The sequence below is a fragment of the Pseudogulbenkiania ferrooxidans 2002 genome, from assembly GCF_000174355.1.
Lineage (GTDB): Bacteria > Pseudomonadota > Gammaproteobacteria > Burkholderiales > Chromobacteriaceae > Pseudogulbenkiania > Pseudogulbenkiania ferrooxidans.
Window position 1 is genome coordinate 336,975 of sequence record NZ_ACIS01000003.1, and the last position, 24,720, is coordinate 361,694.

Below are 24,720 nucleotides of genomic sequence, written 5' to 3' on the forward strand. Positions count from 1 at the left end.
TCCCTCGCGGGAAAGCCGGGGCATTTGTCTTTACTAGAGGCCGTCAATGCATCCCATGCTCAACGTCGCGGTGAAAGCCGCCCGTCGCGCCGCCAGCGTCATCCAGCGCGCGTCGCACAACGTCGACACCATCCGCGTCGAGAAGAAGCAGCACAACGATTTCGTTTCCGAAGTCGACCGCGCCGCCGAAGAAGCCATCATCTCGACCATTCTCGACGCCTACCCCAAGCATGGGATTCTAGCAGAAGAGTCCGGCGCCCAAGGCCTGGGTAACGCCGAGTTCGAGTGGATCATCGATCCGCTGGACGGCACCACCAACTTCCTGCACGGCCACCCGCAGTACTCGATCTCGATCGGTCTGCTGCACAAGGGCCAGATCCAGCAGGCCGTAGTGTATGACCCCAACCGCAACGACCTGTTCACCGCCTCGCGCGGCGTCGGCGCCTTCCTCAACGACCGCCGCATCCGCGTCTCCAAGCGCATCGCCATGAACGAATGCGTCATCGCCACCGGCTTCCCGGTGACCGACCAGAGCTACATCGACCAGTATCTCGGCATGCTGAAGGACGTGCTGGCCAAGACCGCCGGCGTACGCCGCGAAGGCTCGGCGGCGCTCGACCTGTGCAACGTGGCCTGCGGCCGCGTCGACGGCTTCTGGGAGCTCAACCTCAAGCCGTGGGACATCGCGGCAGGCAGCCTGATCGTGCAGGAAGCCGGCGGCATCGTCACCGACCTGAAGGGCGAGGACGGCTGGCTGGAATCCGGCGATATCGTCGCCGGCAGCCCGAAAGTGCTGGCGCAGCTGCTGCACACCCTGGCCCCGCACGTCGGCTGATCGTTCTCCCGACACGGCCCTCCAACGCCCCGCCCGCCGGGGCGTTGTCGTTTCTGCCGGCTTCGGCCAACCTTTTCCCCTTCTCCCCGCCGACCGGTTCCCCTTTGTGCGAAAAACCGCACAACACTCCCGCCCTTGTCTGGGCTTTCGCCCTGCCCTCCGCTGAAACGAAAAACTTACCCCATAATATTCAATAGTTTACAAAACACCACGGCATGGCACGCTTCCTGCAAACCAGTACGGCAAGGGCGCCGCCGAGCGCTCTGTTCAGTTCGATAACTCAGGAGACAAACCATGCTGCGTCATTCCACCGCCATCGCCGTGTTCTGCGCCCTGGCCGCGAGCCAGGCCGCCAGCGCCCAGGACACCGTGCGCCTGGGCAACCTCAAGTTCGCCCACTACGGCGCCGTGTCGTACATGAAGGAAATCTGCGGCAAGTACAACATCAAGCTGGAAGAGCGCCTGTTCGCCAAGGGCACCGACATCATGCCGGCCATCATCGCCGACGAGGTCGACCTCGCCGCCTCCGGCGCCGACGCCTCGATTTCCGGCCGCGCCAACGGCGTACCCATCTACGTCGTCGCAGGCTTCGCCAAGGGCGGGACGCGCATCGTGGCCCAGGCCGAATCCGGCATCAAGACCCTGCGCGACTGAAGGGCAAGAAGGTGGGCGTCACCCGCGGCAGCCCGCAGGAACTACTGCTCTTGGCCGAACTGGAGAAGAACGGCCTGACCTGGTCGGACAAGCCGGGCAAGGACGTGCAGCTGGTCTATCTCTCCTACCCCGACCTCAACCAGGCGCTGGCAGGCAAGCAGATCGACGCCATGAGCCAGTCCGAACCGCAGTCGTCGCAGGCGATCCGGAAGCAGTTCGGCCGTGAGCTGATGAAACCCTACGACACCCCGATGGGCGAGCCGGTACGCACGCTGGTGATGAGCGAAAAGCTGTACAACAAGCGCGATGTCGCCACACGGCTGATGAAGTGCTTCGTCGAATCCACCAGCACCTTCAACAAGAACCCGCCGCTGGCCGAGAAGTACGTGCGCGAGAACCTGTTCAAGGGGCAGCTGAGCGCCGAGGACTTCCGCGACGCGATGGACAACGCCGACTACACCTACGACGTCACCCCGCTCCACCTCGACGTCACCACCCACTTCATGCAGAAGTTCGGCATCGGCCACTGGGCCAAGACGCCCAAGGCGGTGGACTGGGTCAAGCTCGACCTGCTGCAGCAGGCCAAGAACGAACTGAAAGTGAAGTGAGGGCCATCATGCAACAACACCTGAAATCCTTCGTGCGCGGGGCCATCGTCCCGGTGGTCGTGCTGCTGGTCTGGGAGGCCTGCGCCCGCACCGGGCTGGTTTCGCCCATCGTGCTGCCGGCGCCGTCGGCGGTGGCCGCCAAGTGGTGGGAGGCGCTGCTGTCCGGCGAGCTGGTGCACGACTCCATCGCCAGCCTGTACCGCGTGGTGGTGGGCTTCGTGGCCGGTGCCGCGCTGGCGCTGCCGCTGGGCCTGACCATGGGCTCGAGCCCGCGTCTCTACGGCCTGTTCAACCCCATGCTGCAGCTGTTGCGGCCGATCCCGCCGATCGCCTACATCCCGCTCGCCATCCTCTGGTTCGGCCTCGGCAACCCGCCGTCGGTGTTCCTGATCGCCATCGGCGCCTTTTTCCCGGTGTTGATGAACACCATCTCCGGGGTGCGCCACGTCGACGGCATCTACCTGCGTGCGGCGCGCAACCTCGGCGTGGGACGGCTGGCGCTGTTCACCCGCGTGATGCTGCCGGCGGCCACCCCCTACATCCTGACCGGGGTGCGCATCGGCATCGGCACCGCCTTCATCGTGGTCATCGTCTCCGAGATGATCGCGGTCAACGACGGCCTGGGCTATCGCATCCTGGAAGCACGCGAGTTCATGTGGTCGGACAAGATCATCGCCGGCATGATCACCATCGGCCTATTGGGCCTGGCGCTCGACAGCGCGATGAACGCGCTCAACAACCACCTGCTGCGCTGGCATCGCGGCCTGGAACACTGAGGAACAGCACCATGCAAAACCCGCAAATCGTCGTCAGCGACGTCCAGAAAGTCTTTCGCACCCAGGAACGCGACGTGGTGGCGCTGAAGGACATCAACCTCACCATCAAGCAGGGCGAGTTCGTCTGCCTCTTGGGGCCGTCCGGCTGCGGCAAGTCCACCCTGCTCAACGCCATCGCCGGCTTCTCGCTGCCCTCGTCCGGCTCCATCCAGGTGGACGGCCAGGCAGTCACCGCGCCGGGGCCGGAGCGCGGCATGGTGTTCCAGGAGTACGCGCTGTTCCCGTGGATGACCGTGGCGCAAAACGTCGCCTTCGGGCTGGAGGTCAAGGGCATGAGCAAGGGCGCCATGGCGGAGCGCGTCGACAGCCTGCTCGACAAGCTGCACCTGAAGGACTTCCGCAACCGCTTCCCCAAGGATCTGTCCGGCGGCATGCGCCAGCGCGTGGCGATCGCCCGGGTACTGGCGATGGATTCGCCGATCATGCTGATGGACGAGCCGTTCGGCGCGCTCGACGCGCTCACACGGCGCAACCTGCAGGACGAGCTCTTGCGCATCTGGGCCGAGTTCGGCAAGACCATCATCTTCGTCACCCACAGCATCGAGGAGTCGATCTACCTGGCCGACCGCATCGTGGTAATGACCTACCGCCCGGGCACGGTCAAGCGCGACCACCGCGTCGCCATTCCGCGCCATCGCGACCCGTCTTGCGCCGAGTTCAACGAGCTCAAGCGCGAGCTGGGGAGCCTGGTGATGGAGGAGCAGCAGCGCCACGCCGCGGCGGAGATGAAGCTGGCCGCCGTGGATTGATTGCCGCACAATCCACGGCATGCCAGCCCTGTCGCTTCCCTCCGTCCTGCCCATCCTGAACCGGCCCCGCCATCGCACCGTACTGGTGGCGCTGGCGGGACTGGCGCTGTGCGCGCTGGTGGCGCTGACGGCCTACACCCTGCTGCTGCGCGGCCAGCTGGCGGCGCAGCGCCAGGCCAACGCCCAGCGTCTCGGCGCCTACGCCCTCAGCCTGGACAACCTGCTCGCCCGCCACGAGGCGCTGCCCTACGTGCTGAGCCTGGACGGGCGGCTGGCCAGGCTGCTGGCGCAGCCCAGCGATGCGGCACTGACGGCGGAAGTGAACCATTACCTCGAAGGGGTGCAGCAGCGCGCCGGGGTGGCGCAGGCCTTTCTGCTAGACCGCAGCGGCCGCACCCTGGCCTCGTCCAACTGGCACTCACCACTGAGCCTGGTCGGTAATTCCTACGCCTACCGCCCCTACTTCCAGGGCGCCATCAACGGGAGGCCGAGCCGCTTTTACGGCATCGGCAGCACCACCCGCGAGCCCGGGGTGTTTCTGGCCGCCCCGCTGCCCAGCCCGACCGGGCCGATCGGCGTGGTGGTGGTCAAGGTCAAGCTCGACAGCATCGAACGCGCCTGGCAGGCCAGCGGCGACCACCTCGCCCTGGCCGACCGAGACGGTGTACTGTTTCTCGCCACCGAGTCCGCCTGGCAATATCACACCCTCGCCCCCTTGCCGCCCGCGGTACGCCACCGGCTACATGCCGAGCGCCAGTACGGCGACTACCCCCTGCCACCGCTCGCCGCCGACACCGCCCTGCGCGGCCACGGCGAGCAGCGGCGCCTGCCGCTGGGGAACGCCCGGCGCGAGCTGCTGGTGCAGTCCCACCCTGCCGGCCTGCTGGGCTGGCGCGTGCTGCTGTTCAGCGAGTTGGCCGAAGCGCGCCAGAACGCCGCCGGCGGCGCTGCCGCGCTGGGTTTCGCCACCGCCTTCGTGCTGGCGCTGACGGTGTATTGGCAGCAGCGCCGGCGCCGCCTGGCGGAACGGCGCGCGGCCCAGGCCGAGCTGCGCCGCGTCGAGGCCGGGCTCGAGGCGCGTATCGTCGAGCGCACCGCCGCGCTGCAGGCCGCCAACACCACGCTGGGACAGCGCGTGGACGAACTCAAGCGCACCGAAAGCATCCTGCGCGAGACGCGCGACAGCGCGGTACAGGCCGGCAAGCTGGCGGTGTTGGGGCAGATGGCCGCCGGCGTCACCCATGAACTGAACCAGCCGCTCGCCGCGCTCAACACCCTGTCCGACAACGCCGTGAAGCTGATCGAACTGGCGCGCTACGACGAGGCGCGCGACAACCTCACCCTGATCGGCCAGCTCACCGGCCGCCTCGGCCGCATCCTCGGCCAGCTCAAGTCGTTCGCGCGCCAGGCGCCGGCCGATACCGCCGCGGTGCACGTGGCGCAGGCGGTGGAGCACGCCTGCCTGATCGTCGAGCCGCGCCGGCGCGAACTCGATGCGGTGATCGCGACCGACATCGCCCCGGAACTGCAGGCCTGGGCCGACGTGGTGCGGCTGGAACAGGTGCTGGTGAACCTGCTGCGCAACGGCCTCGACGCCATGGCCGGGCAGGCTGCGCCGCGCCTCGAACTCCACGCCGTGCGTCACGGCACGCGGTTGCGGCTGACGGTGCGCGACCACGGCCCCGGCCTGCCGGCCGAGGCGCTGGAGCGGCTGTTCGAACCCTTCTACACCACCAAGCCGGCGGGCCAGGGGCTGGGTCTCGGCCTGGCCATTTCGCTGGCCATCGTCGAGAGCTTCGGCGGCACGCTCACCGCCGGCAACGCCGACGGTGCCGGCGCCGTGTTCCGGCTCGACCTGCCGGCGGCCCCCACTTCAGGAGAATCCCTCTCATGACCGACCTCTCGCTGCCGGTGTTCCTGGTCGAGGACGACCCGGTGGTGCGCCACGGCTGCGCCCAGGCGCTGCGGCTGGCGGGCTTTGCCGTGACCGACTTCGGCGACGCCGAGAGCGCGCTGGCAGCGCTCGAACAGGCCTCGCCCGGGGCGCTGGTGAGCGACGTGCGCTTGCCCGGACAAGACGGCCTGGCGCTGCTGCAACAGGCGCGCCGGCTCGATCCGGAATTGCCGGTGATCCTGATCACCGGCCACGGCGACGTCACGCTGGCGGTGCAGGCGATGCGCGAAGGCGCCTACGATTTCATCGAGAAGCCATTCCCATCCGAGCGGCTGGCCGACGTCACGGGGCGGGCGCAGGAAAAGCGCGCGCTGCAGTTGGAAAACCGCCGCCTGCGCGAGCAGTTGCAGGCCAGCGGCGATTCCCCGCTGATCGGCCAGACCCCGGCGATGCAGAACCTGCGCCGGCTGGTGACTGCGCTCGCCCCCACCGGGGTCGACATCCTGCTCAACGGCGAGACCGGCTGCGGCAAGGAGGTAGTGGCACGCTCCATCCATGCCGCCAGCGGCCGGCGCGGGCGCTTCGTCGCGCTCAACTGCGGCGCGCTGCCGGAGAGCGTGTTCGAAAGCGAGATCTTCGGCCACGAGAGCGGCGCCTTTACCGGTGCCGCCAAGCGCCGCATCGGCAAGTTCGAGCTGGCGCACGGCGGCACGCTGTTTCTCGACGAGATCGAGAGCATGCCGCTCACGCTGCAGATCAAGCTGCTGCGGGCGCTGCAGGAACGCACCATCGAGCGCCTGGGCGGCAACGAAGCGATCCCGGTGGAATGCCGGGTGATCGCCGCCAGCAAGGCCGACCTCAAGGCCGAATCCGACGCCGGACGGTTCCGCAGCGACATGTACTACCGCCTCAACGTGGCGCGCCTCGACCTGCCGCCGTTGCGCGAGCGCAAGGCCGACATCCCGCTCCTGATGGCGTATTTCCTGCAACAGGCCGCGACCCGCTTCAACCGCCCGCTGCCGGAGTGGAGCGCGGCCGATCTGGCGCGCTGGCAGCGCCACGATTGGCCGGGCAACGTACGCGAGTTGCGCAACGTCGCCGAACGCTACTGCCTGGGCCTGGGCGACGGCCTGGAGGCGGAGATGGCACCCGCTGCGGCTGGCGGCGAGGTCTCGCTCGCCGCCGTGGTGGAGGCGGCGGAGAAAGCCTGCATCGAGACCGCGCTCATCCGCAGCGGCGGCCAGGTGATCAAGGCCGCCGAGCTGTTGCAACTGCCGCGCAAGACGCTGTACGACAAGCTGCACCGCCACGGTCTCGACCCGGAGCGATATCGCCGCTGATCCAGCGTCATCCTCGAAACAGGCACCGCACCCGCCGCCACTCAGAACAGCCCGCTGGTCGCCGAGAAATCGGCGACGCGGCTTACCATGTCGCGCAGCTTCAGCACCACCAGGCGGGTGTCGTCCCGCCGCGACTGGAAGGTGTAGTGGAGTGGGGCCAGCGCCGGCTGACTCTCCACGATGCACAGCTGGCCACGCCGCGACAGGGCATGCGCCCACCCCTCCGGCAGAAAGCCGATCCCGACGCCGTCAACCAGCATCCCCGCCACCGCCCCCCAGCCATTGCAGGTCAGCCGTCGCTCAATCTCGACCGGCTGGGTGCCGAGCCAGTCGTCCAGCAAGCGCGTCGTGCCGGCGCCGAGGTGCAGGGTGATCAGCGGCAGCGCGCGCAGCAGCTCGGCACTCAGCACCCGGCTCGCCCCCACCAGGGCGGGAGACGCCACCCACAGGAAATGGGCCTGGCCCACCGGCTGCGACAGCACGGTGCTGCGCGACGAGCGTCCCGCCACCACCGCGAAGTCCAGCTCACCGTCGCTGACGCGTTGTTCCAGCACGGTGCCGATGTCGACGTAGGGCTCCAGCACCAGGCGGGGAAACGCCTCGCGGGCCTGCGTCAGCAGCTTGGGCAACCACGTCAGCGCTGCCAGCTCGCCCACACCAAAACGGCAGCGCCCGGTCAACCCGCTGTCCTTGCCCAGCGCAAGCACTAGCCGGTCGGCGGACTGCAGCACCTCGGCGGCATGAGGCAGCAGGCGGGCCCCGGCCGGGGTCAGCACGGCGCGATGGCCGCTACGATCGAACAGGCTCTCGCCAAGCGATTGCTCCAGCTCCGCGATACGTTTCGACAGCGAAGAGAGCGACAGATGCAGCCGTTCGGCCGCGACGGCGAAGCTGGTGCAGGTCGCGGCACAGAAGAAGGCGTCGAGTTGCTTCAGGGTCATGGAGGGGAAAGGCCGAGGGTTGGAGATGAAAAACTATATCAAAAAAGCGAACAAACAATCTGAAATTTATTCGCTTTATTGAATCAACAGGATTGTCTAGTCTGGCTCCTGACAACCTTGCCGCGTCAGGCCGGCGTCGCGCCGGAACGCGGCGCCACCGAGTGCAACCGGAGTCCCCGACCACCATGACACACACCCCTACCCTCTCCCTGCCCGAGTGCCGCGCGGCGACCAGCGCGCCCGCCCGGCTGCCACGCTCCTTGCGTGGCGTGCTGGCACTGGATGACTTCGAGGCGCTGGCCAGACAGCGTCTGCCACGTCCCATTTTCGGCTACGTCGCCGGCGCGGCGGAAGACAATGCCTCGCTGGCGGACAACCGCGCCGCCTTTGGCGATTACGGTTTCCAGACCCGGGTGCTGGTCGACGTGTCGCAACGCAATCAGAGCGTGGAACTGTTCGGCCGCCGCTATGCCGCGCCGTTCGGCATCGCCCCGATGGGGATCAGCGCGCTGTCGGCCTATCGCGGCGACATCGTGCTGGCCCGCGCCGCTCAGGCCGCCAACATCCCCGCCATCCTCAGCGGCACCTCCCTGATCCCGCTGGAGGAGGTCATCGAGCAGGCGCCGGGCACCTGGTTCCAGGCCTATCTGCCGGGCGATCCGGCACGCATCGACGCCCTGGTGCAACGCGTGGCCAGGGCCGGAGTGGAGACGCTGGTGCTGACCGTGGACATACCGGTGTCGGCCAACCGTGAAAACAACGTGCGCACCGGCTTCTCCACCCCCTTGCGCCCCAGTCTGGCGCTGGCGTACCAGGGGCTGACGCACCCGCGCTGGCTGCTGGGGGTGTTGTTGCGCACCCTGCTGAAGCACGGCATGCCGCACTTCGAAAACTCGTTTGCGACGCGCGGCGCGCCGATCATCTCCGCCAGCGTGCTGCGCGACTTCTCCGCGCGCGACCACCTGAGCTGGCCCCACTTCGACCGCATCCGCCGCCAGTGGAAGGGGCCGCTGATCATCAAGGGCATCCTGAGCGCGGAGGATGCGCGGCAAGCACGGCTGCACGGGGCTGACGGCATCATCGTCTCCAACCACGGCGGCCGGCAGCTGGACGGCGCCGTCTCCCCGCTGCGCGTGCTGCCGGACATCGTCGATGTGGCGCAGGACATGACCGTCATGATGGACAGCGGCGTGCGCCGCGGCAGCGACGTGCTGAAAGCCCTGGCGCTGGGCGCACGCTGCGTGTTCGTCGGCCGTCCGTTCAACTACGCGGCGGCCGTGGCCGGCGAGGCCGGGGTGGCACATGCCTGCCGCCTGCTCTACGACGAGGTCGATCGCAATATGGCGATGCTGGGTGTCAACAGCTGCGCGGAGCTGCACGCCGGCCTGCTGCACAGGAAGGCTTAGCCCCGCCTTCACCGCTCACACCGACCAAAAAAGAAGCCCAACCGAGGTTGGGCTTATCAAGTTCACACCGTGTGGGTCTTCAATCTGTTCAGGGTCTTGCTGCGCGTTCCTGATCGGGGCTCATGCGCTGTTCTGCGCGTGCAAATCTCCGATTTGCTCAGCCATGATCCTCATTCATGTACTCCAGTACGTTCCCGTTCCGTGCTGCTCTTCGCCCCACTGAGGGCCGCTCGCGACAGACCGAGAGCCGATTCTTACAAACTGGGGAAGGCGAACTGCGACGCCTCGTGGCTGGCGCGTTGCGGCCAGCGCTGGGTGATGGCCTTGCGACGGGTGTAGAAGCGCACGCCGTCCGGGCCGTAGGCGTGCAGGTCGCCGAACAGCGAACGCTTCCAGCCGCCGAAGCTGTGGTAGGCCACCGGCACCGGCAGCGGCACGTTGATGCCGACCATGCCGACTTCGATCTGGTCGGCGAACAGCCGCGCCGCCTCGCCGTCGCGGGTGAAGATGCAGGTGCCGTTGCCGTATTCGTGGGCGTTGATCAGGGCGATGGCCTCTTCCAGGCTGTTGACGCGTACCACGCACAGTACTGGCCCGAAGATCTCTTCCTTGTAGATGCGCATGTCCGGGGTAACGCGGTCGAACAGCGTGCCGCCCACGAAGTAGCCATTGTCGTGGCCGGCCACGCGGTAGTCGCGACCATCCACCACCAGCTCTGCACCGGCAGCCACGCCGTCATCGATATAGCCCACCACCTTGTCGCGGGCGGCAGCGGTCACCAGCGGGCCCATGTCGAGGCCGCAGGTGGTGCCGGCGCCGATCTTCAGCGCCTGGATTTGCGGGGTGAGCTTGGCGATCAGCGCGTCGGCCACCTGGTCGCCGACGCACACCGCCACCGAGATCGCCATGCAGCGCTCGCCGCAGGAGCCGTAGGCGGCACCCATCAGCGCGTTCACCGCATTGTTCAGGTCGGCATCCGGCATCAGTACGGCGTGGTTCTTGGCGCCGCCCAGAGCCTGCACGCGCTTGCCGCGCTTGGTGCCTTCGGCATAGATGTACTCGGCGATCGGGGTGGAGCCGACGAAGCTCAGCGCCTTCACTTCCGGCGCTTCGATCAGCGCGTCCACCGCTTCCTTGTCGCCGTGCACCACGTTCATCACGCCCTTCGGCAGACCGGCTTCGTGCAGCAGCTGCGCGATCAGCAGGGTGGAGCTGGGGTCGCGCTCGGACGGCTTGAGGATGAAGGTGTTGCCGCAGGCGATGGCGAGCGGGTACATCCACAGCGGCACCATGGCCGGGAAGTTGAACGGGGTGATGCCGGCCACCACGCCGAGCGGCTGGAAATCGCTCCAGGCGTCGATGTTGGGGCCGACGTTGCGGTTGTACTCGCCCTTGAGCAGTTCCGGCACGCCGCAGGCGTACTCGACGTTCTCGATGCCGCGCTTGAGTTCGCCGGCGGCGTCTTCCAGGGTCTTGCCGTGTTCCTCGCTGATGAGCTGGGCGATGCGTGCTTCGTTAGCTTCCAACAGTTGCTTGAAGCGGAACATCACCTGCGCGCGCTTGGCGGGAGGGGTGTTGCGCCAGGCCGGGTAGGCGGCCTGGGCGGCGGCGATGGCCTGCTGCACGGTGGCGACGTCGGCCAGCGGCAACTGGCGGATGGCCTCGCCGGTAGAGGGGTTGAATACCGCTGCGGTGCGGCTGCCGCCCGCGCTCAGTTCGCCGTTGATCAGATGATTGAGGATGCTCATGGTCGGTTTCTATCTCGCTAAATAGGGTCGGGACGGGGCGTGCGCAGCCCCCCCCCTTTGGCCTCTCGCTTCCCGAGAGGACGTTGTTCCATGCTGGCCCTGCTGCCAGCCGACGCGCTCACCGTGGCTTGAGTTCGATCTCGATGAACGCGACTTCGTGCGCGCAGGGGTTGATCACGTTGTGCTCGGTGCCGATCAGGCGGGTATAGCTCTGGCCTGGAACCAGCGCCGCACGCCGTTCGCCGTCAGGGGTTTGCAGCAGCAGCTCGCCGTGAGTGATCGGCACCACGACGTATTCCATGCCGTGGCGGTGGTAGCCGGTTTCGGCACCGGGGGCAAAGCGCCACTCGGTCACCACCACCTTGTCGTTGTCGATCTGCACCGTGGGGACGGCCTGGGGACGTTCCGTCATCTCAGGCCACCTCGTTGAGGGCTTCGCCCACGGCGTCGAACAGGCGGTCGAGCTCGGCCGGGGTGCTGGTGAACGGAGGGCCGAACTGCAGGCAGTCGCCGCCGTAGCGCACGTAGAAGCCTTTTTTCCACAACTTCATCGCCGCCTCGAACGGACGCACGATGGCGTCGCCGTCGCGCGGGGCGAGCTGGATCGCGCCCGCCAGGCCGCAGTTGCGGATGTCCACCACGTGCTGGCTGCCCTTGACGCCGTGGATGGCGTTCTCGAAGTGCGGCGCCAGCTCGGCGACGCGCGCCACCAGGTTTTCGCGCTCCAGGATGTCGAGCGCGGCCAGCCCGGCGGCGCAGGCCACCGGGTGCGCCGAGTAGGTGTAGCCCTGGGTGAACTCCACCGCGTACTCGGGGATGTTCTGGTTCATGAAGGTGTTGTAGATCTCGTTGCTCGCCACCACCGCGCCCATCGGCACGGCGCCGTTGGTGAGCTGCTTGGCGAGGTTCATGATGTCCGGCACCACGCCGAAATAGTCCGCCCCGAACAGCGAACCGGTGCGGCCGAAACCGGTGATCACCTCGTCGAAGATCAGCAGGATGTTGTGCTGGTCGCAGATCTGGCGCAGGCGCTGCAGGTAGCCCGCCGGCGGCACGATCACGCCGGCCGAGCCCGCCATCGGCTCGACGATGACGGCGGCGATGTTGGAAGCGTCGTGCAGCTCGATCAGGCGCAGCAGGTCGTCGGCCAGTTCGATGCCGTGCTCGGGCAGGCCGCGGCTGAAGGCGTTCTGCGGCAGCAGCGTGTGCGGCAGGTGGTCGACGTCGAGCAGCTGGCCGTAGGCCTTGCGGTTGCCGTTGATGCCGCCGAGGCTGGTGCCGGCGATGTTGACGCCGTGGTAGCCACGGGCGCGGCCGATCAGCTTGGTCTTGCTGGCCTGCCCTTTCAGGCGCCAGTAGGCGCGCGCCATCTTCACCGCGGTGTCGGCGCACTCCGAGCCGGAGTTGGTGAAGAACACGTGGTCGAGGCCCGCTGGAGTCATGCTGGCGACTTTTTCGGCCAACCTGAACGACAGCGGGTGGCCGAACTGGAACGCAGGGGAGTAGTCCAGCGTGCCGAGCTGCTGGTACACCGCCTCGGCGATCTCCTTGCGGGCATGGCCGGCGCCGCAGCACCACAGGCTCGACAGGCTGTCGAAGATCTGGCGGCCATCGGCATCGGTCAGGTAGTTGCCGCTGGCGGCGACGATCAGGCGCGGGTCGCGTTGGAAATTGCGGTTGGCGGTGAATGGCATCCAGTGCGCACGCAGATCGAGACCGGCGGCGACAGGCGGAACGGCAGGCTGGGGGGAATTCATGGCACGGCTCCCGAAACGGTAAAGTGGCACAGGAAGTGGAAGAAGCGGTGCCTAGCTTGCACCAAGCCGCAAGGCGAGTTAAATCACATTCTTCTTATGTTCAGTTTTGACTTTACTCACCCATCAGCAAGACACACTCCCTCGCCCGGGTCAGCGATGCCGACCTCCGCCTGTTGCGCCTGTTCAAGACCGTGCTGGAATGCGGCAGATTCTCCGCTGTCGTGCCACGCCTGGGACGCCGCCCCAACCTGATCCTGGAGCGATTGCTCGAGGAGCTGGCGGGGACATCCCAAGCCCCCGCCCGCGACCCCGTTCACGAGTAGCTCAAGCCCTCCGCCTTGCCCCAGAACACGCGATAGGCGTACACGGTGTAGCCGACGATGGTAGGCAGCACCACCGCCGCGCCCCACAGGATCACGGAGAGCGCCTCGGGGCTGGAGGCCGCCTGCCAGATGGTGAGGCGGCCGATGACGATATCGGGGAACACGCTGTAGGCCAGCCCCCAGAACGACAGCAGCACGATGCCGACGGTGGCGGCAAACGGCAGCCAGCACAGCGTGTCGTTGCCGGCGGCCTGGCGCCGCGCCAGCCGCGGCAGGCTCAGGGCGAGCAGCACGAACAGCGCCAGCGAACCCAGCGGCAACGGCAACAGCAGCAGGAAATCGGGCAGCACGAACCACTTGGCGGCGATGTGCGAGCTCGCCAGCGGTGTGGCGATGGACACCGCCAGCACCGCCAGCCCGGTACCGTACAGCGCGCGGCGCGCCCAGCCGATGGCGCGCGCCTGCAGCGCCCCGCGTGTTTTCATGATCAGCCAGCCGGCGCCGAGCAAGGCGTAGGCCGCCGCCAGCCCAACCCCGGCCAGGAGCGCGAAGCCCCACGCCGCCGCGCCCGGCGCGAAGCCGGTGAGGTAGCGCCCCAGCATCACGCCCTGGCTCAGCGCCGCCAGCAGCGAACCGGCGGCGAAGGCCGCATTCCACCACGGCTGGTGCGGGTCGCGCGCCTTGACGCGGAAGTCGAACGCCACGCCGCGCAGGATCAGCCCGAGCAGCATCAGCGCCACCGGCAGGTAGAGTTCGCCCAGGATGATGCCGTGCGCCAGCGGGAAGGCCACCAGCAACAGCCCCACGCCCAACACCAGCCAGGTCTCGTTGGCATCCCAGAACGGGCCGATGCTGGCGATCATGGTGTCGCGCTCGGCCTTGGCACCCAGCGGCAGCAGGATGCCCACCCCCAGGTCGTAACCGTCCAGGATCACGTAGGCCAGCAGCGAGATCGCCATCAGGCCGGCGAATACCACCGGCAACCACAGTTCCGCGTTCATGCTTGTTCTCCTGCCAGGTTGGCCGAAAGCGGGAGCTCATCGTGCTTGCCCGCCTTGCGCGCCAGATAGAACACCACCGAGACGTAGCTCGCCAGCAGTACCAGGTACAGCGCCAGGTACATCAGCAAGGTGGAGAGGATCATGCCGCCCGGCACCGTCGAGGCGGCGTCGGCTGTGCTGAGCACCCCGGTCACCAGCCAGGGCTGGCGACCGATCTCGGTGACGTACCAGCCCGCCAGCGTCGCCAGCCAGCCGGAAAAGGTCATGGCGGTGAGCAGCGAGACAGTCCAGCCCGCCGGCTCCCCACGGCGCAGCTGCCACGCCGCGAGCCACGCCGTCGCCAGCATCAGCACGCCGACCGCCACCATCGCGCGGAAGCTCCAGAACACCTTGCCCACCGGCGGGTGCCGGCCGGCGAACTCGTTCAGACCGCGGATCTCGCCGTCCGGCTGGTGCGTGATGATCAGGCTCGCCAACCTGGGAATGCCGATCTGGTAACGGTTGGACTGGCTCGCCTCGTCCGGTAGCGCGAACAGCAACAGCGGCGCGCCGCGCTCGGTGTGCCACACCCCTTCCATCGCCGCGAGCTTGGCCGGCTGGTGATGGAAGGTGTTCAGGCCGTGGGCGTCGCCGGCGAGGATCTGCAGCGGAATCAGCAGCGCCGCCAGATAGACGCCGGTCTTCAGGCTGTGGCGCACCGCCAGCCCCCGATCACCGCGCCCCCAGCGGTAGGCCGACAGCCCCGCCACCAGGAACGCCACGGTCAGGCCCGAGGCCAGCAGCATGTGGATCAGGCGGTACGGCATCGACGGGTTGAAGATCACCTCCAGCCAGCTGGTGACGTGGGCCTGGCCGTTCACCATGGTGAAGCCGGCCGGGGTCTGCATCCAGGAATTGAGCGCGATGATCCAGAACGCCGACACCGTGGTGCCGAACGCCACCAGGAAGGTGGCCAGGGTGTGCATGCGGTTGGAGACGCGCGAGCGGCCGAACAGCATGATGCCGAGGAAGGTCGCCTCCAGAAAGAACGCGGTCAGCACCTCGTAGGCCAAGAGCGGCCCGGCGATATTGCCGACGGTGCGCATGTAGCCCGGCCAGTTGGTGCCGAACTGGAAGCTCATGGTGATACCGGACACCACCCCGACCGCGAAGGTCAGCGCGAACACCTTGACCCAGAAGCCGTAGGCCTCCATCCACGCCTCGTCGCGCGTGGCGTTGAAGCGCCATTTGAAGAACAGCAGCACCCAGCCCATGGCGATGCTGATGGTCGGAAACAGGATGTGGAAACTGATGTTGGCGCCGAACTGGATCCGGGCCAGGGTAACGGGATCGAACTCCATGACTCACTCCTCCTTGGCGCCGTCGCGGCCGGCCAGCCGGCCTAGGCTCTGGGTGAACTGCAGCACCTTCTGCACCTGCGCCCCCAGCTTCATCAGCCGTTGCAGGGTCTCGACGTCCATGTCGCGGATGTCGGCGAACCATTTCGTCACCAGCTCGATGAGCTGGTACATCTCCTTCATGCGCGCCTGGGCGTGGCGTTCTTCCTCGCTGCCCGGCCGCTCCAGGATCGCCCCGCGCAGCATGGTCAGGGTCGGCTCCACCTCGCGCTTCTGGCGTTCTTCGGCCAAGGTCTTGAAGATCGCCCAGACGTCGTCCGGCGTGGAAAAGTACTCGCGCCGGTCACCGGGCAGGTGCTGCAGTTTGACCAGGCGCCAGGCCTGCAACTCCTTCAGCGCCATGCTGGTATTGGAGCGGGAGCAGCCGATGGCCTCGACGATGTCGTCGGCGTTGAGCGGCTTGGGCGAGACGTACAGCAGGGCATAGATCTGACCGACGGTGCGGTTGATGCCCCAGTGGCTGCCCATCTCGCCGAAATGCAGCACGAAGGATTGGGTCAGGGGTGGCAGGTTCATCTTTCTCCAATTTTCAGTAATTTCTGAAAGTTTGATATGGATCATAGACCCGCGCTATTTTTCTTGCAAGCCGCCCTGCCTGCGGCTAGATGTCGCACCCGACCAGCCGGGCCATCTCCCTTCGGAGCGCCGCGGCAACTGCGGTAGAATGCCCGCTTTTACCCGTCGGACGGCCCCCACGCCGTCTGCTCCTGATTTCCACGGACTCGGCATGACCACACCCCAGCACACCCCGATGATGCAGCAGTACCTCGCTATCAAGCGCGAACACCAGGACAAACTGGTGTTCTACCGCATGGGCGACTTCTACGAACTGTTCTTCGAGGACGCCGAAAAGGCGGCGCGGCTGCTGGACATCACCCTGACCACGCGCGGCGCCACGGCCGGCATCCCGATCAAGATGGCGGGCGTGCCCTACCACGCCGCCGAGGGCTACCTGGCGCGGCTGGTGAAACTCGGCGAATCGGTGGCCATCGCCGAGCAGATCGGCGACCCGGCGCTCGCCAAGGGCCCGGTGGAGCGCAAGGTGGTGCGCATCGTCACTCCGGGCACGCTGACCGACTCGGCGCTGCTCGACGACAAACGCGACAACCTGGTGCTGGCGCTTAACAGCGTGCGCGGCAAGCTGGGGCTCGCCTGGCTGTCGCTGGCGAGCGGCGAATTCAAGGTGATGGAAACCAGCGTCGACGAGCTGGCGAGCGAACTGGAGCGCTTGAAGCCGGCCGAACTGCTGCTGCCGGACGAAAGCCAGGTCGGGCTGCTGGAGCAGCTCTCGATCCCGAAGAAGAAGCTGCCGACCTGGCAGTTCGATCAGCAGTCCGGGCTGGAGACGCTGATCCGCCACTTCGGCACGCGCGACCTGGCCGGCTTCGGCGCCGAAGAGCTGACCGTGGCGATCGGCGCCGCCGGCGCCCTGCTGGGCTACGTCAAGGCCACCCAGGGGGTGAACCCGGCGCACATCGCCAGCCTGGCGGTGGAAGACGAGAGCGACCTGATCCGCATGGACGCCGCCACGCGACGCAACCTGGAACTGACCGAAACCATCCGCGGCGAGCCCTCGCCCACCCTGGGCTCGCTGCTCGACTGCTGCGCCACCAGCATGGGCAGCCGGCAGCTAGCGCACTGGCTGCACCACCCGCTGCGCCGCCACGGCAAGATCCGCGAGCGCCTCGGCGCGGTGCGCGCGCTGCTGGCGCGCCATGGCGAGGTCGCCGAGCAACTCGCCGAGGTGGCCGACATCGAGCGCATCACCGCGCGCGTGGCGCTGCGCTCGGCGCGCCCGCGCGACCTCGCCGCCTTGCGCGACTCGCTCAAGGCGCTGACCGGGGTGAAAGGGTTGGCCGAACAACTCGACAGCCCGCTGCTACGCCAATTGGCCGTGCTGCTGCCGGCCGACAGCCCGGTGGCCACGCTGCTGGCGAGCGCCATCCTGCCCGAACCCGCCACCTTCCTGCGCGACGGCGGTGTCATCAACCACGGCTTTTCGGCCAACCTGGACGAACTGCGCGCGATCCAGACCAACTGCGGCGAATTCCTGCTGCAACTGGAAGCGCGCGAGAAGGAGCGCACCGGCATCCCCTCGCTGAAAGTCGAATTCAACCGCGTGCACGGCTTCTACATCGAGGTCAGCAAGGCGCAGGGCGACAAGGTGCCGGACGACTACCGCCGGCGCCAGACGCTGAAGAACGCCGAGCGCTACATCACGCCGGAACTGAAGGAATTCGAGGACAAGGCGCTGTCGGCCAACGACCGCGCGCTGGCGCTGGAAAAACAGCTCTATGAGACGCTGCTCGACGAGTTGGCGCCGCACATCGCCGAGCTGCAGCTGATCGCCCAGGCGGTGGCCACGCTCGACGTGCTGGCCGCCTTCGCCCGTCATGCCGAAACGCGCAATTACGTCGAACCGGAATTCGTCGACGAGGTGCGCCTCGAGATCATCGAGGGTCGCCACCCGGTGGTCGAGGCCGAGGTCGAGCGCTTCATCGCCAACGACTCCTGCCTGTCCGATAGCCGCAAGCTGCTGCTGATCACCGGCCCCAACATGGGCGGTAAATCGACCTACATGCGCCAGACCGCGCTGATCACGCTCTTGGCCCATGTCGGCTCGTTCGTGCCGGCCGACTCCGCCGTGCTCGGCCCGATCGACCGCATCTTCACCCGCATCGGCGCCTCCGACGACCTCGCCGGCGGCCGCTCCACCTTCATGGTGGAAATGACCGAGACCGCCAACATCCTCAACAACGCCAGCGACAAGTCGCTGGTGCTGATGGACGAAGTCGGCCGCGGCACCTCCACCTTCGACGGGCTGGCGCTGGCCTGGGCCATCGCCAAGGCGCTGATCGAGAAGAACCGCGCCTACACCCTGTTCGCCACCCACTACTTCGAGCTGACGCGGCTCGCCAGCGACTACCCCGGCGTCGCCAACGTCCACCTCTCCGCCATCGAGCACAAGGACAAGATCGTGTTCCTGCACCACGTCGAGGACGGCCCGGCGAGCCAGAGCTACGGCCTCGCCGTGGCGCAGCTCGCCGGCGTGCCGGGCAAGGTGATCCGCGAGGCGCGGCGGCGTCTCTCCGAGCTGGAAAACCAATCCGCCGCGGCCCAGCAGCCGGACCTGTTCGCGGCGCCGCTGCCCGCCGCTGCCGCCGAACCGGAACCGCACCCGGCGCTGGAACGGCTGGCCGAGCTGCAGCCCGACGAGCTGACGCCGCGCCAGGCACTCGACCTGCTCTACGCCCTGAAAAAAATGGTCAGCTGAGCGAGCAAAATCGGGGACCTTGCCTACAATGGGAAATGGATACACCACTTGTAAAGGAGAGCGACATAATGCAGTCGGAAAGTGCTGTGGCAAACCCGGGGTTGGCCAGACTGTTCGGCGAGGCGGACTCAGGCTCGGCGGTTTCGCTGGCCGGTATCCGTGAACGGGCCAACAAACAATTATCCCGATTTGTCGCCCTGGCACAGCAGCAGCTGGCCCAACGAACCATTACCATCCCGCCTGCGCTCAGTCTGGTAGGGCAGGACGGCGAACTGGTGCTGGAAAGTCAGCACCCGCAAGCCGAGGCGATCCGGGAATGGCTCAAGGGCAATAGCGAGATCGTCAAGAAGTTCAAAGAAGTGGAAGTACTGTTTGAAATCGTGCGGGCGGCAGAACACCCGGGGGTGGTCTTCCCGGAAACGTCGCGCTTCCATGTCGGCCTCACCAGCGCCGGGCCGGTTGCCTACTTCGAAGACAGCAGCGCTCCCCTCTTGAATCACTAAGCCATTCGACCACCCACAGCCAGCGAGGGGACGGCACGCCGCCCCCTTCGCTCTTTCCGCTCACCCAACGCTCACACCGCGGCAGCCTGGCGCGGGTCGGCACGCTCGCGGCGCGGCGCCAAGCCCGCGGCAAAGCGGTTGACGAAGCGCATCTCCAGCGGGTACGGGTAGAAGTCCTCGATGTAGCCGTCGCGGATGCGCTGCTGGCGGGTCTGCCAGAAGCCGGCGTCGAGCAGATCCCGGTGATACTGCAGGAACACCTTCCTGACCTCGGCGTCGCCCAGTAGGAAGGTGGCGAACTCCTCCGGGAACACGTCGCCCTTGGCCACCGGGTACCACACCTCGCCCGACATCTCCATCTCGGGATTGGGCGCCTCCGGGATGCGGCGGAAGTGGCAGTCGGTCATGTACTCGATCTCGTCGTAATCGTAGAAGATCACCCGGCCGTAGCGCGTCACGCCGAAGTTCTTGAACAGCATGTCGCCGGGGAAGATGTTGGCCGAAGCCAGCTCGCGGATGGCGTTGCCGTAGTCGCGCACCGCCTCGGCCTTCTCCTCCGGCGAGGCGTTCTGCAGGTAGAGGTTGAGCGGCTTCATGCGGCGCTCGATGTACAGGTGCTTGATGACGATGCTCTGCTCGTCCTCCTCGATCTGCGATGGCGCCAGCTGGCGCAACTCGCGCAGCAGTTCCTCGGTGAAGCGCGCCTTGGGAAACGCCACGTTGGAAAATTCCAGGGTATCCGCCATGCGCCCGACCCGGTCGTGGCGCTTCACCAGTCGGTACTTGGCGCGCACCGTGTCGTGGTCGACTTCCTTGGTAATCCCGAACACGTCCTTGATCAGCTTGAACACGTAAGGGTAGGACGGCAGCGTGAACACCAGCATCACCAGGCCGCGGATGCCCGGCGCCACGATGAACTGGTCGTTGGAATGCTGCAGGTGCTGGATGAAGTCGCGGTAGAAGATGTTCTTGCCCTGCTTCTGCAAGCCCAGCATGGTATAGAGCTCGGCCTTGCTCTTGGTCGGCAGCATCGAGCGCAGGAACTGCACGTAGCCCGACGGCACCGCCATGTCGACCAGGAAGTAGGCCCGGCTGAACGAGAACAGCACGCCGATGCGCCACGGCTCGAGCAGCACGGTATCGAGGTAGAGCTTACCATCGGCATCGTGCAGCACCGGCACCGCGAACGGATAGTTGGAATTACCGTTCACCACCTTGCCGAAGATGTAGGCGGTCTTGTTGCGGTAGAACGCCGACGACAGGACCTGGATCTGGAAATTGGCCTCGGGCTTCGGCCAACCTCCCTGCAGCTCATCGCGCGCCATGCGCAGCACGTAGCCCAGGTCGCGACGCAGGCTGGCGAACGGCCGCTTCCAGCCGAAATCCCGCACGATCTGGCGCAGCACCGGGCGCAGGCCGTACTGCAGCGGATAGTAGCTGCGGTAGGATGGCGGGTCGGCCTCGATGTACTCGGTGGAAATCGCCGGCCGCACGAAGATGAAATCGTTGTTGAAGTAGTCGCGGTGCAGAATGCGCGTGAACACCGAGTTGAAGAAGGTCTCGGCGCACTCCGGCTGCTTGTGGTTGGTCAACAGGCCGATGAAGTACAGCTTGGCCTGCTGCCAGATCTCGTCGTCCAGCAACTCGGCGTGGAAAACCGTATGCAGCCGCGCCACCGTCTCGCTGACGCGCTCGTCGTAGAACTGGATACGGTCGCGGATGGCCTGCTGCACCCCCTGCCAGTCCCCCTCCTCGAACAGCACCTTGGCCTGGTGGTTGCACTCGCTGAACAGCCGGTAGTGCTTGTCGAAACCCTCGATCAGCGCCAGGGCAATGTCACGCGCGACGGGGTTGTAGTATTCGGGTATCTGCATACGCTCGCCTTTTACTGCGCAGGCCGCGCCTCGTGCGGCCAACGTCAATCACCAGTCTCCGGCCATGGCGAACGTACGGGAGCCCTAGGACTTCTTGGCAAACCGGAAGCGCGGCGCCGCACGGCGGGCAGGCGCCGGTTCGGCGGCCTGCCGCCCCGGCTGCTGCACGGGCGCCTTGCCGACGGGTTTAGCATGCCCCGCACGCGGCAAATCGGCAAGCGACACCTCCAGCCGGCGGAACTCACCCGGCTGCAGTCCATCGAGGCGCCACGGCCCGACCGCCACCCGCACCAGCCGCAGCGTCGGCAACCCCACCTTGGCGGTCATGCGCCGCACCTGCCGGTTTTTGCCCTCGCTGATGATGATTTCCAGCCACGCGTCGGGCACCGTCTTGCGAAAACGCACCGGCGGCTTGCGTTCCCACAGCTGCGGGGGCTCGGAGAGCAGGCGCACCTCGGCCGGCTGAGTGATGAAATCGCCCAGGTTCACCCCGGCGCGCAACGCCTCGAGCTGCTCCTCGACCGGCGTCCCCTCCACCTGCACCCAGTACGTCTTGGACTGCTTCCAGCGCGGGTCGCTGATGCGGTGCTGCAGCTCGCCATCGCCAGTCAGCAGCAACAAGCCCTCGCTGTCGGTATCCAGCCGCCCGGCCGGGTACACCCCGGGAATGTCGATATGGTCTTTCAGCGTGGGATGCAACTCGTGCTGCGAGAACTGGCAAATCACGCCGTAAGGCTTGTTGAACAGGATCAGTTGGGGCATGGCGGCACACCGGTAAAAACACAGGAATGCGCGAATGATAACAAGCGCGGCAGGTGCCGGGCAGTGACTGTTCGCACCCGAACCGGAGCACCGCGCCCGAATGGGTGAGCTGACGGCACACCCCTGTTTTCGTTTATTCACATTCCGGCGAGTCGACGCGCACCAGACGCCCCACCCTGTTTACAGCGCAAAACGAGGCCTCTTAACAGAAAATTGCCGCGAATTAATGAAAATTCCTGCCATTTTTCTAAAGACGACATTTTCAATTTTGTGCCGAATACGGGACAGCTTCCACCCAAACAACCGTTTGAACACCGAATCCACACAGAAAGCGACATCAAAGTTCGGATACGCAACAGAACAGAGCGCTATAATTCGCTTTTGAAAAGCCCCCGAGAGTCTACGGACGACCACCGCAAGCCGGCACCGCGTCCGCCTTTCCGCTGCCTTTCGTCGCGCCGGCACCCTCACCCGCCCGGCCGCGCTACGCTCTGACGTCGTAATAATCATGGAGATAGAGTAATGCCTTCGGAACGCCCGACCATCATCTACACACTCACCGACGAAGCGCCCGCGCTGGCAACCAGCGCCTTCCTGCCGATCATCCAAACCTTTACCGGGCCGGCCGGCATCAATATCGATACCGCTGACATCTCGGTGGCCGCGCGCGTTCTGGCCGAGTTTCCCGATTATCTGACCGACGAACAAAAGGTGCCGGACACGCTGGCCGAACTCGGCCGCCTCACGCAGGATCCCGACACCAACATCATCAAGCTGCCCAACATCAGCGCCTCCGTGTCCCAGCTGATGGCCTGCATCAAGGAACTGCAATCCAAGGGCTACGCCATCCCCGACTACCCGGAAAACCCGAGCAGCGAGGAAGAAAAGGCGCTCAAGGCCCGCTACGCCAAGTGCCTGGGCTCCGCCGTGAACCCGGTGTTGCGCGAAGGCAACTCCGACCGCCGCGCCCCGGCCGCGGTCAAGAACTACGCCAAGAAGCACCCGCACTCGATGGGCGAATGGAAGCAGTGGTCGCAGACCCACGTATCGCACATGGAGCACGGCGACTTCTACCACGGCGAAAAATCCATCACCCTAGATCGCGCCCGTGACGTGAAGATGGAGCTCGTCACCAAGAGCGGCCAGAGCATCGTCTTGAAGCCGAAGGTTGCGCTGCAGGACGGCGAAATCATCGACTCCATGTTCATGAGTAAGAAGGCGCTGTGCGAGTTCTACGAGAAGGAATTGGAAGACTGCCGTCAGTCCGGCATCCTGTTCTCGCTGCACGTAAAGGCCACCATGATGAAGGTGTCGCACCCGATCGTGTTCGGCCACTGCGTGAAGATCTACTACAAGGAAGCCTTCGAGAAGCACGGCAAGCTGTTCGACGAGCTGGGCATCAACGTCAACAACGGCATGGCGACCCTGTACGAGAAGATCGAGACCCTGCCGGCCTCCAAGCGCGAAGAGATCATCCGCGACCTGCACGCCTGCCAGGAACACCGTCCGCGCCTGGCCATGGTGGACTCCGCCAAGGGCATCACCAACTTCCACTCGCCGAACGACATCATCGTCGACGCCTCCATGCCCGCCATGATCCGTAATGGCGGCAAGATGTGGGGCGCTGACGGCAAACCGTACGACGCCAAGGCCGTGATGCCGGAATCGACCTTCGCCCGCATCTACCAAGAGATGATCAACTTCTGCAAGTGGCACGGCAACTTCGATCCGAAGACCATGGGCACCGTGCCGAACGTCGGCCTGATGGCGCAGAAGGCCGAAGAGTACGGCTCGCACGACAAGACCTTCGAAATCGCCGAAGACGGCGTGGCCAACATCGTCGACCTCGCCACCGGCGAAGTGCTGCTGTCGCAGAACGTGGAAGCCGGCGACATCTGGCGCATGTGCCAGGTGAAGGACGCGCCGATCCGCGACTGGGTCAAGCTCGCCGTCACCCGCGCCCGCAACTCCGGCATGCCGGCGGTGTTCTGGCTCGACCCGTACCGTCCGCACGAAGCCGAGCTGATCAAGAAGGTTGAAACCTACCTGAAGGATTACGACCTCACCGGCCTCGAAATCCACCACATGTCGCAAGTGCGCGCCATGCGCTTCACCCTCGAACGCGTCGCTCGCGGCCTCGACACCATCTCGGTCACCGGCAACATCCTGCGCGACTACCTGACCGACCTGTTCCCGATCATGGAACTGGGCACCTCGGCCAAGATGCTGTCCATCGTGCCGCTGATGGCGGGCGGCGGCATGTACGAAACCGGCGCCGGCGGCTCCGCGCCGAAGCACGTACAGCAGCTGCTGGAAGAAAACCACCTGCGTTGGGATTCGCTGGGCGAGTTCCTCGCCCTGGCCGTATCGCTGGAAGAGCTGGGCATCAAGACCGGCAACGACAAGGCCAAGATCCTCGCCAAGACGCTGGACGAGGCCACCGGCAAGCTGCTTGACAACGACAAGTCGCCGTCGCGCCGCACCGGTGAACTCGACAACCGTGGCAGCCAGTTCTACCTCGCCATGTACTGGGCGCAGGCGCTGGCCGAGCAGACCGCCGACAAGGAACTGCAGGCCCACTTCGCACCGCTCGCCAAGGCACTGGCCGACAACGAGCAGGCCATCCTCGACGAGCTCAAGGCAGTGCAGGGCAAGCCCGCCGACATCGGCGGCTACTACCTGGCCGACGCCGAGAAGTGCAAGGCGGTGATGCGCCCGAGCGCCACACTCAACGCCGCCCTGGCCGCCACGCGCGCCTGAGCACCATGACCAGGAAGCTCGCTTCGCGAGCCTTCCGCCAAGACCAAACGCCAGGGCT

General features: G+C 66.3%; 20 protein-coding genes. 11 read left to right on the plus strand and 9 right to left on the minus strand.

What is annotated here, in order from left to right; all coding sequences use genetic code 11:
* The first annotated feature begins 46 nt into the window (after positions 1-46).
* The 7 genes from FURADRAFT_RS06670 (at position 47) to FURADRAFT_RS06695 (ending at position 6,916) form a co-directional block, all read left to right on the plus strand.
* The gene (locus tag FURADRAFT_RS06670) at positions 47-835 is read left to right on the plus strand and encodes an inositol monophosphatase family protein (RefSeq protein WP_008953370.1); all 789 of its coding nucleotides are present in this window, start codon (positions 47-49) and stop codon (positions 833-835) included.
* A gap of 294 nt (positions 836-1,129) precedes the next feature.
* Complete coding sequence (locus FURADRAFT_RS21000; protein WP_008953371.1) at positions 1,130-1,489, plus strand: type 2 periplasmic-binding domain-containing protein; 360 nt, start codon at positions 1,130-1,132, stop codon at positions 1,487-1,489.
* 11 nt (positions 1,490-1,500) lie between these two features.
* The gene (locus FURADRAFT_RS21005; RefSeq protein ID WP_008953372.1) at positions 1,501-2,097 is read left to right on the plus strand and encodes an ABC transporter substrate-binding protein; all 597 of its coding nucleotides are present in this window, start codon (positions 1,501-1,503) and stop codon (positions 2,095-2,097) included.
* Between the two features lie 8 nt (positions 2,098-2,105).
* Complete coding sequence (locus tag FURADRAFT_RS06680) at positions 2,106-2,873, plus strand: ABC transporter permease (RefSeq protein ID WP_008953373.1); 768 nt, start codon at positions 2,106-2,108, stop codon at positions 2,871-2,873.
* 11 nt (positions 2,874-2,884) lie between these two features.
* Positions 2,885-3,682 carry an ABC transporter ATP-binding protein gene (locus tag FURADRAFT_RS06685; RefSeq protein WP_008953374.1) on the plus strand — a complete coding sequence of 266 codons (798 nt, stop codon included), beginning with the start codon at positions 2,885-2,887 and terminating at the stop codon, positions 3,680-3,682.
* Between the two features lie 19 nt (positions 3,683-3,701).
* Positions 3,702-5,576 carry a sensor histidine kinase gene (locus FURADRAFT_RS06690; protein WP_008953375.1) on the plus strand — a complete coding sequence of 625 codons (1,875 nt, stop codon included), beginning with the start codon at positions 3,702-3,704 and terminating at the stop codon, positions 5,574-5,576.
* Complete coding sequence (locus FURADRAFT_RS06695) at positions 5,573-6,916, plus strand: sigma-54-dependent transcriptional regulator (RefSeq protein ID WP_008953376.1); 1,344 nt, start codon at positions 5,573-5,575, stop codon at positions 6,914-6,916. The genes FURADRAFT_RS06690 and FURADRAFT_RS06695 overlap by 4 nt, the downstream gene beginning before the upstream one ends.
* A gap of 41 nt (positions 6,917-6,957) precedes the next feature.
* Here FURADRAFT_RS06695 and FURADRAFT_RS06700 read toward each other — a convergent pair whose 3' ends face one another.
* Positions 6,958-7,857 (minus strand): LysR family transcriptional regulator, encoded by a 900-nt coding sequence (locus tag FURADRAFT_RS06700; protein WP_008953377.1) that lies wholly within the window; start codon positions 7,855-7,857, stop codon positions 6,958-6,960.
* Positions 7,858-8,042: 185 nt separating this feature from the next.
* Here FURADRAFT_RS06700 and FURADRAFT_RS06705 point away from each other — a divergent pair, with 185 nt between their 5' ends.
* A complete protein-coding gene (locus FURADRAFT_RS06705; protein WP_008953378.1) occupies positions 8,043-9,263 on the plus strand; it encodes an alpha-hydroxy acid oxidase in 1,221 nt (406 codons plus the stop codon).
* Positions 9,264-9,517: 254 nt separating this feature from the next.
* On the opposite strand, the gene FURADRAFT_RS06710 is transcribed toward FURADRAFT_RS06705, so the two are convergent.
* The 6 genes from FURADRAFT_RS06710 to FURADRAFT_RS06740 all read right to left on the minus strand — a co-directional run bounded on the left by FURADRAFT_RS06710 (position 9,518) and on the right by FURADRAFT_RS06740 (position 16,005).
* Positions 9,518-11,011: a CoA-acylating methylmalonate-semialdehyde dehydrogenase gene (locus FURADRAFT_RS06710; RefSeq protein WP_008953379.1), complete on the minus strand. Its 1,494-nt coding sequence runs from the start codon at positions 11,009-11,011 to the stop codon at positions 9,518-9,520.
* Positions 11,012-11,129: 118 nt separating this feature from the next.
* Positions 11,130-11,423 carry a cupin domain-containing protein gene (locus FURADRAFT_RS06715; RefSeq protein ID WP_008953380.1) on the minus strand — a complete coding sequence of 98 codons (294 nt, stop codon included), beginning with the start codon at positions 11,421-11,423 and terminating at the stop codon, positions 11,130-11,132.
* 1 nt (position 11,424) lies between these two features.
* Positions 11,425-12,768: an aspartate aminotransferase family protein gene (locus tag FURADRAFT_RS06720; protein ID WP_008953381.1), complete on the minus strand. Its 1,344-nt coding sequence runs from the start codon at positions 12,766-12,768 to the stop codon at positions 11,425-11,427.
* Between the two features lie 313 nt (positions 12,769-13,081).
* Positions 13,082-14,092, minus strand: coding sequence for a cytochrome d ubiquinol oxidase subunit II (locus FURADRAFT_RS06730; RefSeq protein ID WP_008953382.1), 1,011 nt, complete (start codon positions 14,090-14,092; stop codon positions 13,082-13,084).
* Positions 14,089-15,432, minus strand: a complete 1,344-nt coding sequence (locus FURADRAFT_RS06735; RefSeq protein WP_008953383.1) for a cytochrome ubiquinol oxidase subunit I — start codon at positions 15,430-15,432, stop codon at positions 14,089-14,091. Before FURADRAFT_RS06735 ends, FURADRAFT_RS06730 begins: the two co-directional genes overlap by 4 nt.
* 3 nt (positions 15,433-15,435) lie before the next feature.
* A complete protein-coding gene (locus tag FURADRAFT_RS06740) occupies positions 15,436-16,005 on the minus strand; it encodes a GbsR/MarR family transcriptional regulator (protein ID WP_008953384.1) in 570 nt (189 codons plus the stop codon).
* A 211-nt stretch (positions 16,006-16,216) separates the two neighbouring features.
* Here FURADRAFT_RS06740 and mutS point away from each other — a divergent pair, with 211 nt between their 5' ends.
* Positions 16,217-18,763, plus strand: a complete 2,547-nt coding sequence (gene mutS / locus FURADRAFT_RS06745) for a DNA mismatch repair protein MutS (protein WP_008953385.1) — start codon at positions 16,217-16,219, stop codon at positions 18,761-18,763.
* Between the two features lie 68 nt (positions 18,764-18,831).
* Positions 18,832-19,266 carry a hypothetical protein gene (locus tag FURADRAFT_RS06750; protein WP_008953386.1) on the plus strand — a complete coding sequence of 145 codons (435 nt, stop codon included), beginning with the start codon at positions 18,832-18,834 and terminating at the stop codon, positions 19,264-19,266.
* A 71-nt stretch (positions 19,267-19,337) separates the two neighbouring features.
* Here the strand turns inward: FURADRAFT_RS06750 and aceK are convergent, their stop codons facing one another.
* Positions 19,338-21,140 carry a bifunctional isocitrate dehydrogenase kinase/phosphatase gene (gene aceK, locus FURADRAFT_RS06755; protein WP_008953387.1) on the minus strand — a complete coding sequence of 601 codons (1,803 nt, stop codon included), beginning with the start codon at positions 21,138-21,140 and terminating at the stop codon, positions 19,338-19,340.
* A gap of 84 nt (positions 21,141-21,224) precedes the next feature.
* Entirely contained in the window at positions 21,225-21,902 is a 678-nt protein-coding gene (locus FURADRAFT_RS06760; RefSeq protein WP_008953388.1) for a pseudouridine synthase, read from the minus strand.
* Positions 21,903-22,424: 522 nt separating this feature from the next.
* Here FURADRAFT_RS06760 and FURADRAFT_RS06765 point away from each other — a divergent pair.
* On the plus strand, positions 22,425-24,662 hold the full coding sequence (locus FURADRAFT_RS06765) for an NADP-dependent isocitrate dehydrogenase (RefSeq protein WP_008953389.1): 2,238 nt from the start codon (positions 22,425-22,427) through the stop codon (positions 24,660-24,662).
* Positions 24,663-24,720 lie beyond the last annotated feature (58 nt).

What these genes read in the sequence shown, in the direction of transcription:
- FURADRAFT_RS06670 (WP_008953370.1), top strand. Translation starts at nt 47, where the DNA reads ATGCATCCCATGCTCAACGTCGCGGTGAAAGCCGCCCGTCGCGCCGCC.
- FURADRAFT_RS21000 (WP_008953371.1), top strand. Translation starts at nt 1,130, where the DNA reads ATGCTGCGTCATTCCACCGCCATCGCCGTGTTCTGCGCCCTGGCCGCG.
- FURADRAFT_RS06680 (WP_008953373.1), top strand. Translation starts at nt 2,106, where the DNA reads ATGCAACAACACCTGAAATCCTTCGTGCGCGGGGCCATCGTCCCGGTG.
- FURADRAFT_RS06685 (WP_008953374.1), top strand. Translation starts at nt 2,885, where the DNA reads ATGCAAAACCCGCAAATCGTCGTCAGCGACGTCCAGAAAGTCTTTCGC.
- FURADRAFT_RS06690 (WP_008953375.1), top strand. Translation starts at nt 3,702, where the DNA reads ATGCCAGCCCTGTCGCTTCCCTCCGTCCTGCCCATCCTGAACCGGCCC.
- FURADRAFT_RS06695 (WP_008953376.1), top strand. Translation starts at nt 5,573, where the DNA reads ATGACCGACCTCTCGCTGCCGGTGTTCCTGGTCGAGGACGACCCGGTG.
- FURADRAFT_RS06700 (WP_008953377.1), bottom strand. Translation starts at nt 7,857, where the DNA reads ATGACCCTGAAGCAACTCGACGCCTTCTTCTGTGCCGCGACCTGCACC.
- FURADRAFT_RS06705 (WP_008953378.1), top strand. Translation starts at nt 8,043, where the DNA reads ATGACACACACCCCTACCCTCTCCCTGCCCGAGTGCCGCGCGGCGACC.
- FURADRAFT_RS06710 (WP_008953379.1), bottom strand. Translation starts at nt 11,011, where the DNA reads ATGAGCATCCTCAATCATCTGATCAACGGCGAACTGAGCGCGGGCGGC.
- FURADRAFT_RS06715 (WP_008953380.1), bottom strand. Translation starts at nt 11,423, where the DNA reads ATGACGGAACGTCCCCAGGCCGTCCCCACGGTGCAGATCGACAACGAC.
- FURADRAFT_RS06720 (WP_008953381.1), bottom strand. Translation starts at nt 12,768, where the DNA reads ATGAATTCCCCCCAGCCTGCCGTTCCGCCTGTCGCCGCCGGTCTCGAT.
- FURADRAFT_RS06730 (WP_008953382.1), bottom strand. Translation starts at nt 14,092, where the DNA reads ATGAACGCGGAACTGTGGTTGCCGGTGGTATTCGCCGGCCTGATGGCG.
- FURADRAFT_RS06735 (WP_008953383.1), bottom strand. Translation starts at nt 15,432, where the DNA reads ATGGAGTTCGATCCCGTTACCCTGGCCCGGATCCAGTTCGGCGCCAAC.
- FURADRAFT_RS06740 (WP_008953384.1), bottom strand. Translation starts at nt 16,005, where the DNA reads ATGAACCTGCCACCCCTGACCCAATCCTTCGTGCTGCATTTCGGCGAG.
- mutS (WP_008953385.1), top strand. Translation starts at nt 16,217, where the DNA reads ATGACCACACCCCAGCACACCCCGATGATGCAGCAGTACCTCGCTATC.
- FURADRAFT_RS06750 (WP_008953386.1), top strand. Translation starts at nt 18,832, where the DNA reads ATGCAGTCGGAAAGTGCTGTGGCAAACCCGGGGTTGGCCAGACTGTTC.
- aceK (WP_008953387.1), bottom strand. Translation starts at nt 21,140, where the DNA reads ATGCAGATACCCGAATACTACAACCCCGTCGCGCGTGACATTGCCCTG.
- FURADRAFT_RS06760 (WP_008953388.1), bottom strand. Translation starts at nt 21,902, where the DNA reads ATGCCCCAACTGATCCTGTTCAACAAGCCTTACGGCGTGATTTGCCAG.
- FURADRAFT_RS06765 (WP_008953389.1), top strand. Translation starts at nt 22,425, where the DNA reads ATGCCTTCGGAACGCCCGACCATCATCTACACACTCACCGACGAAGCG.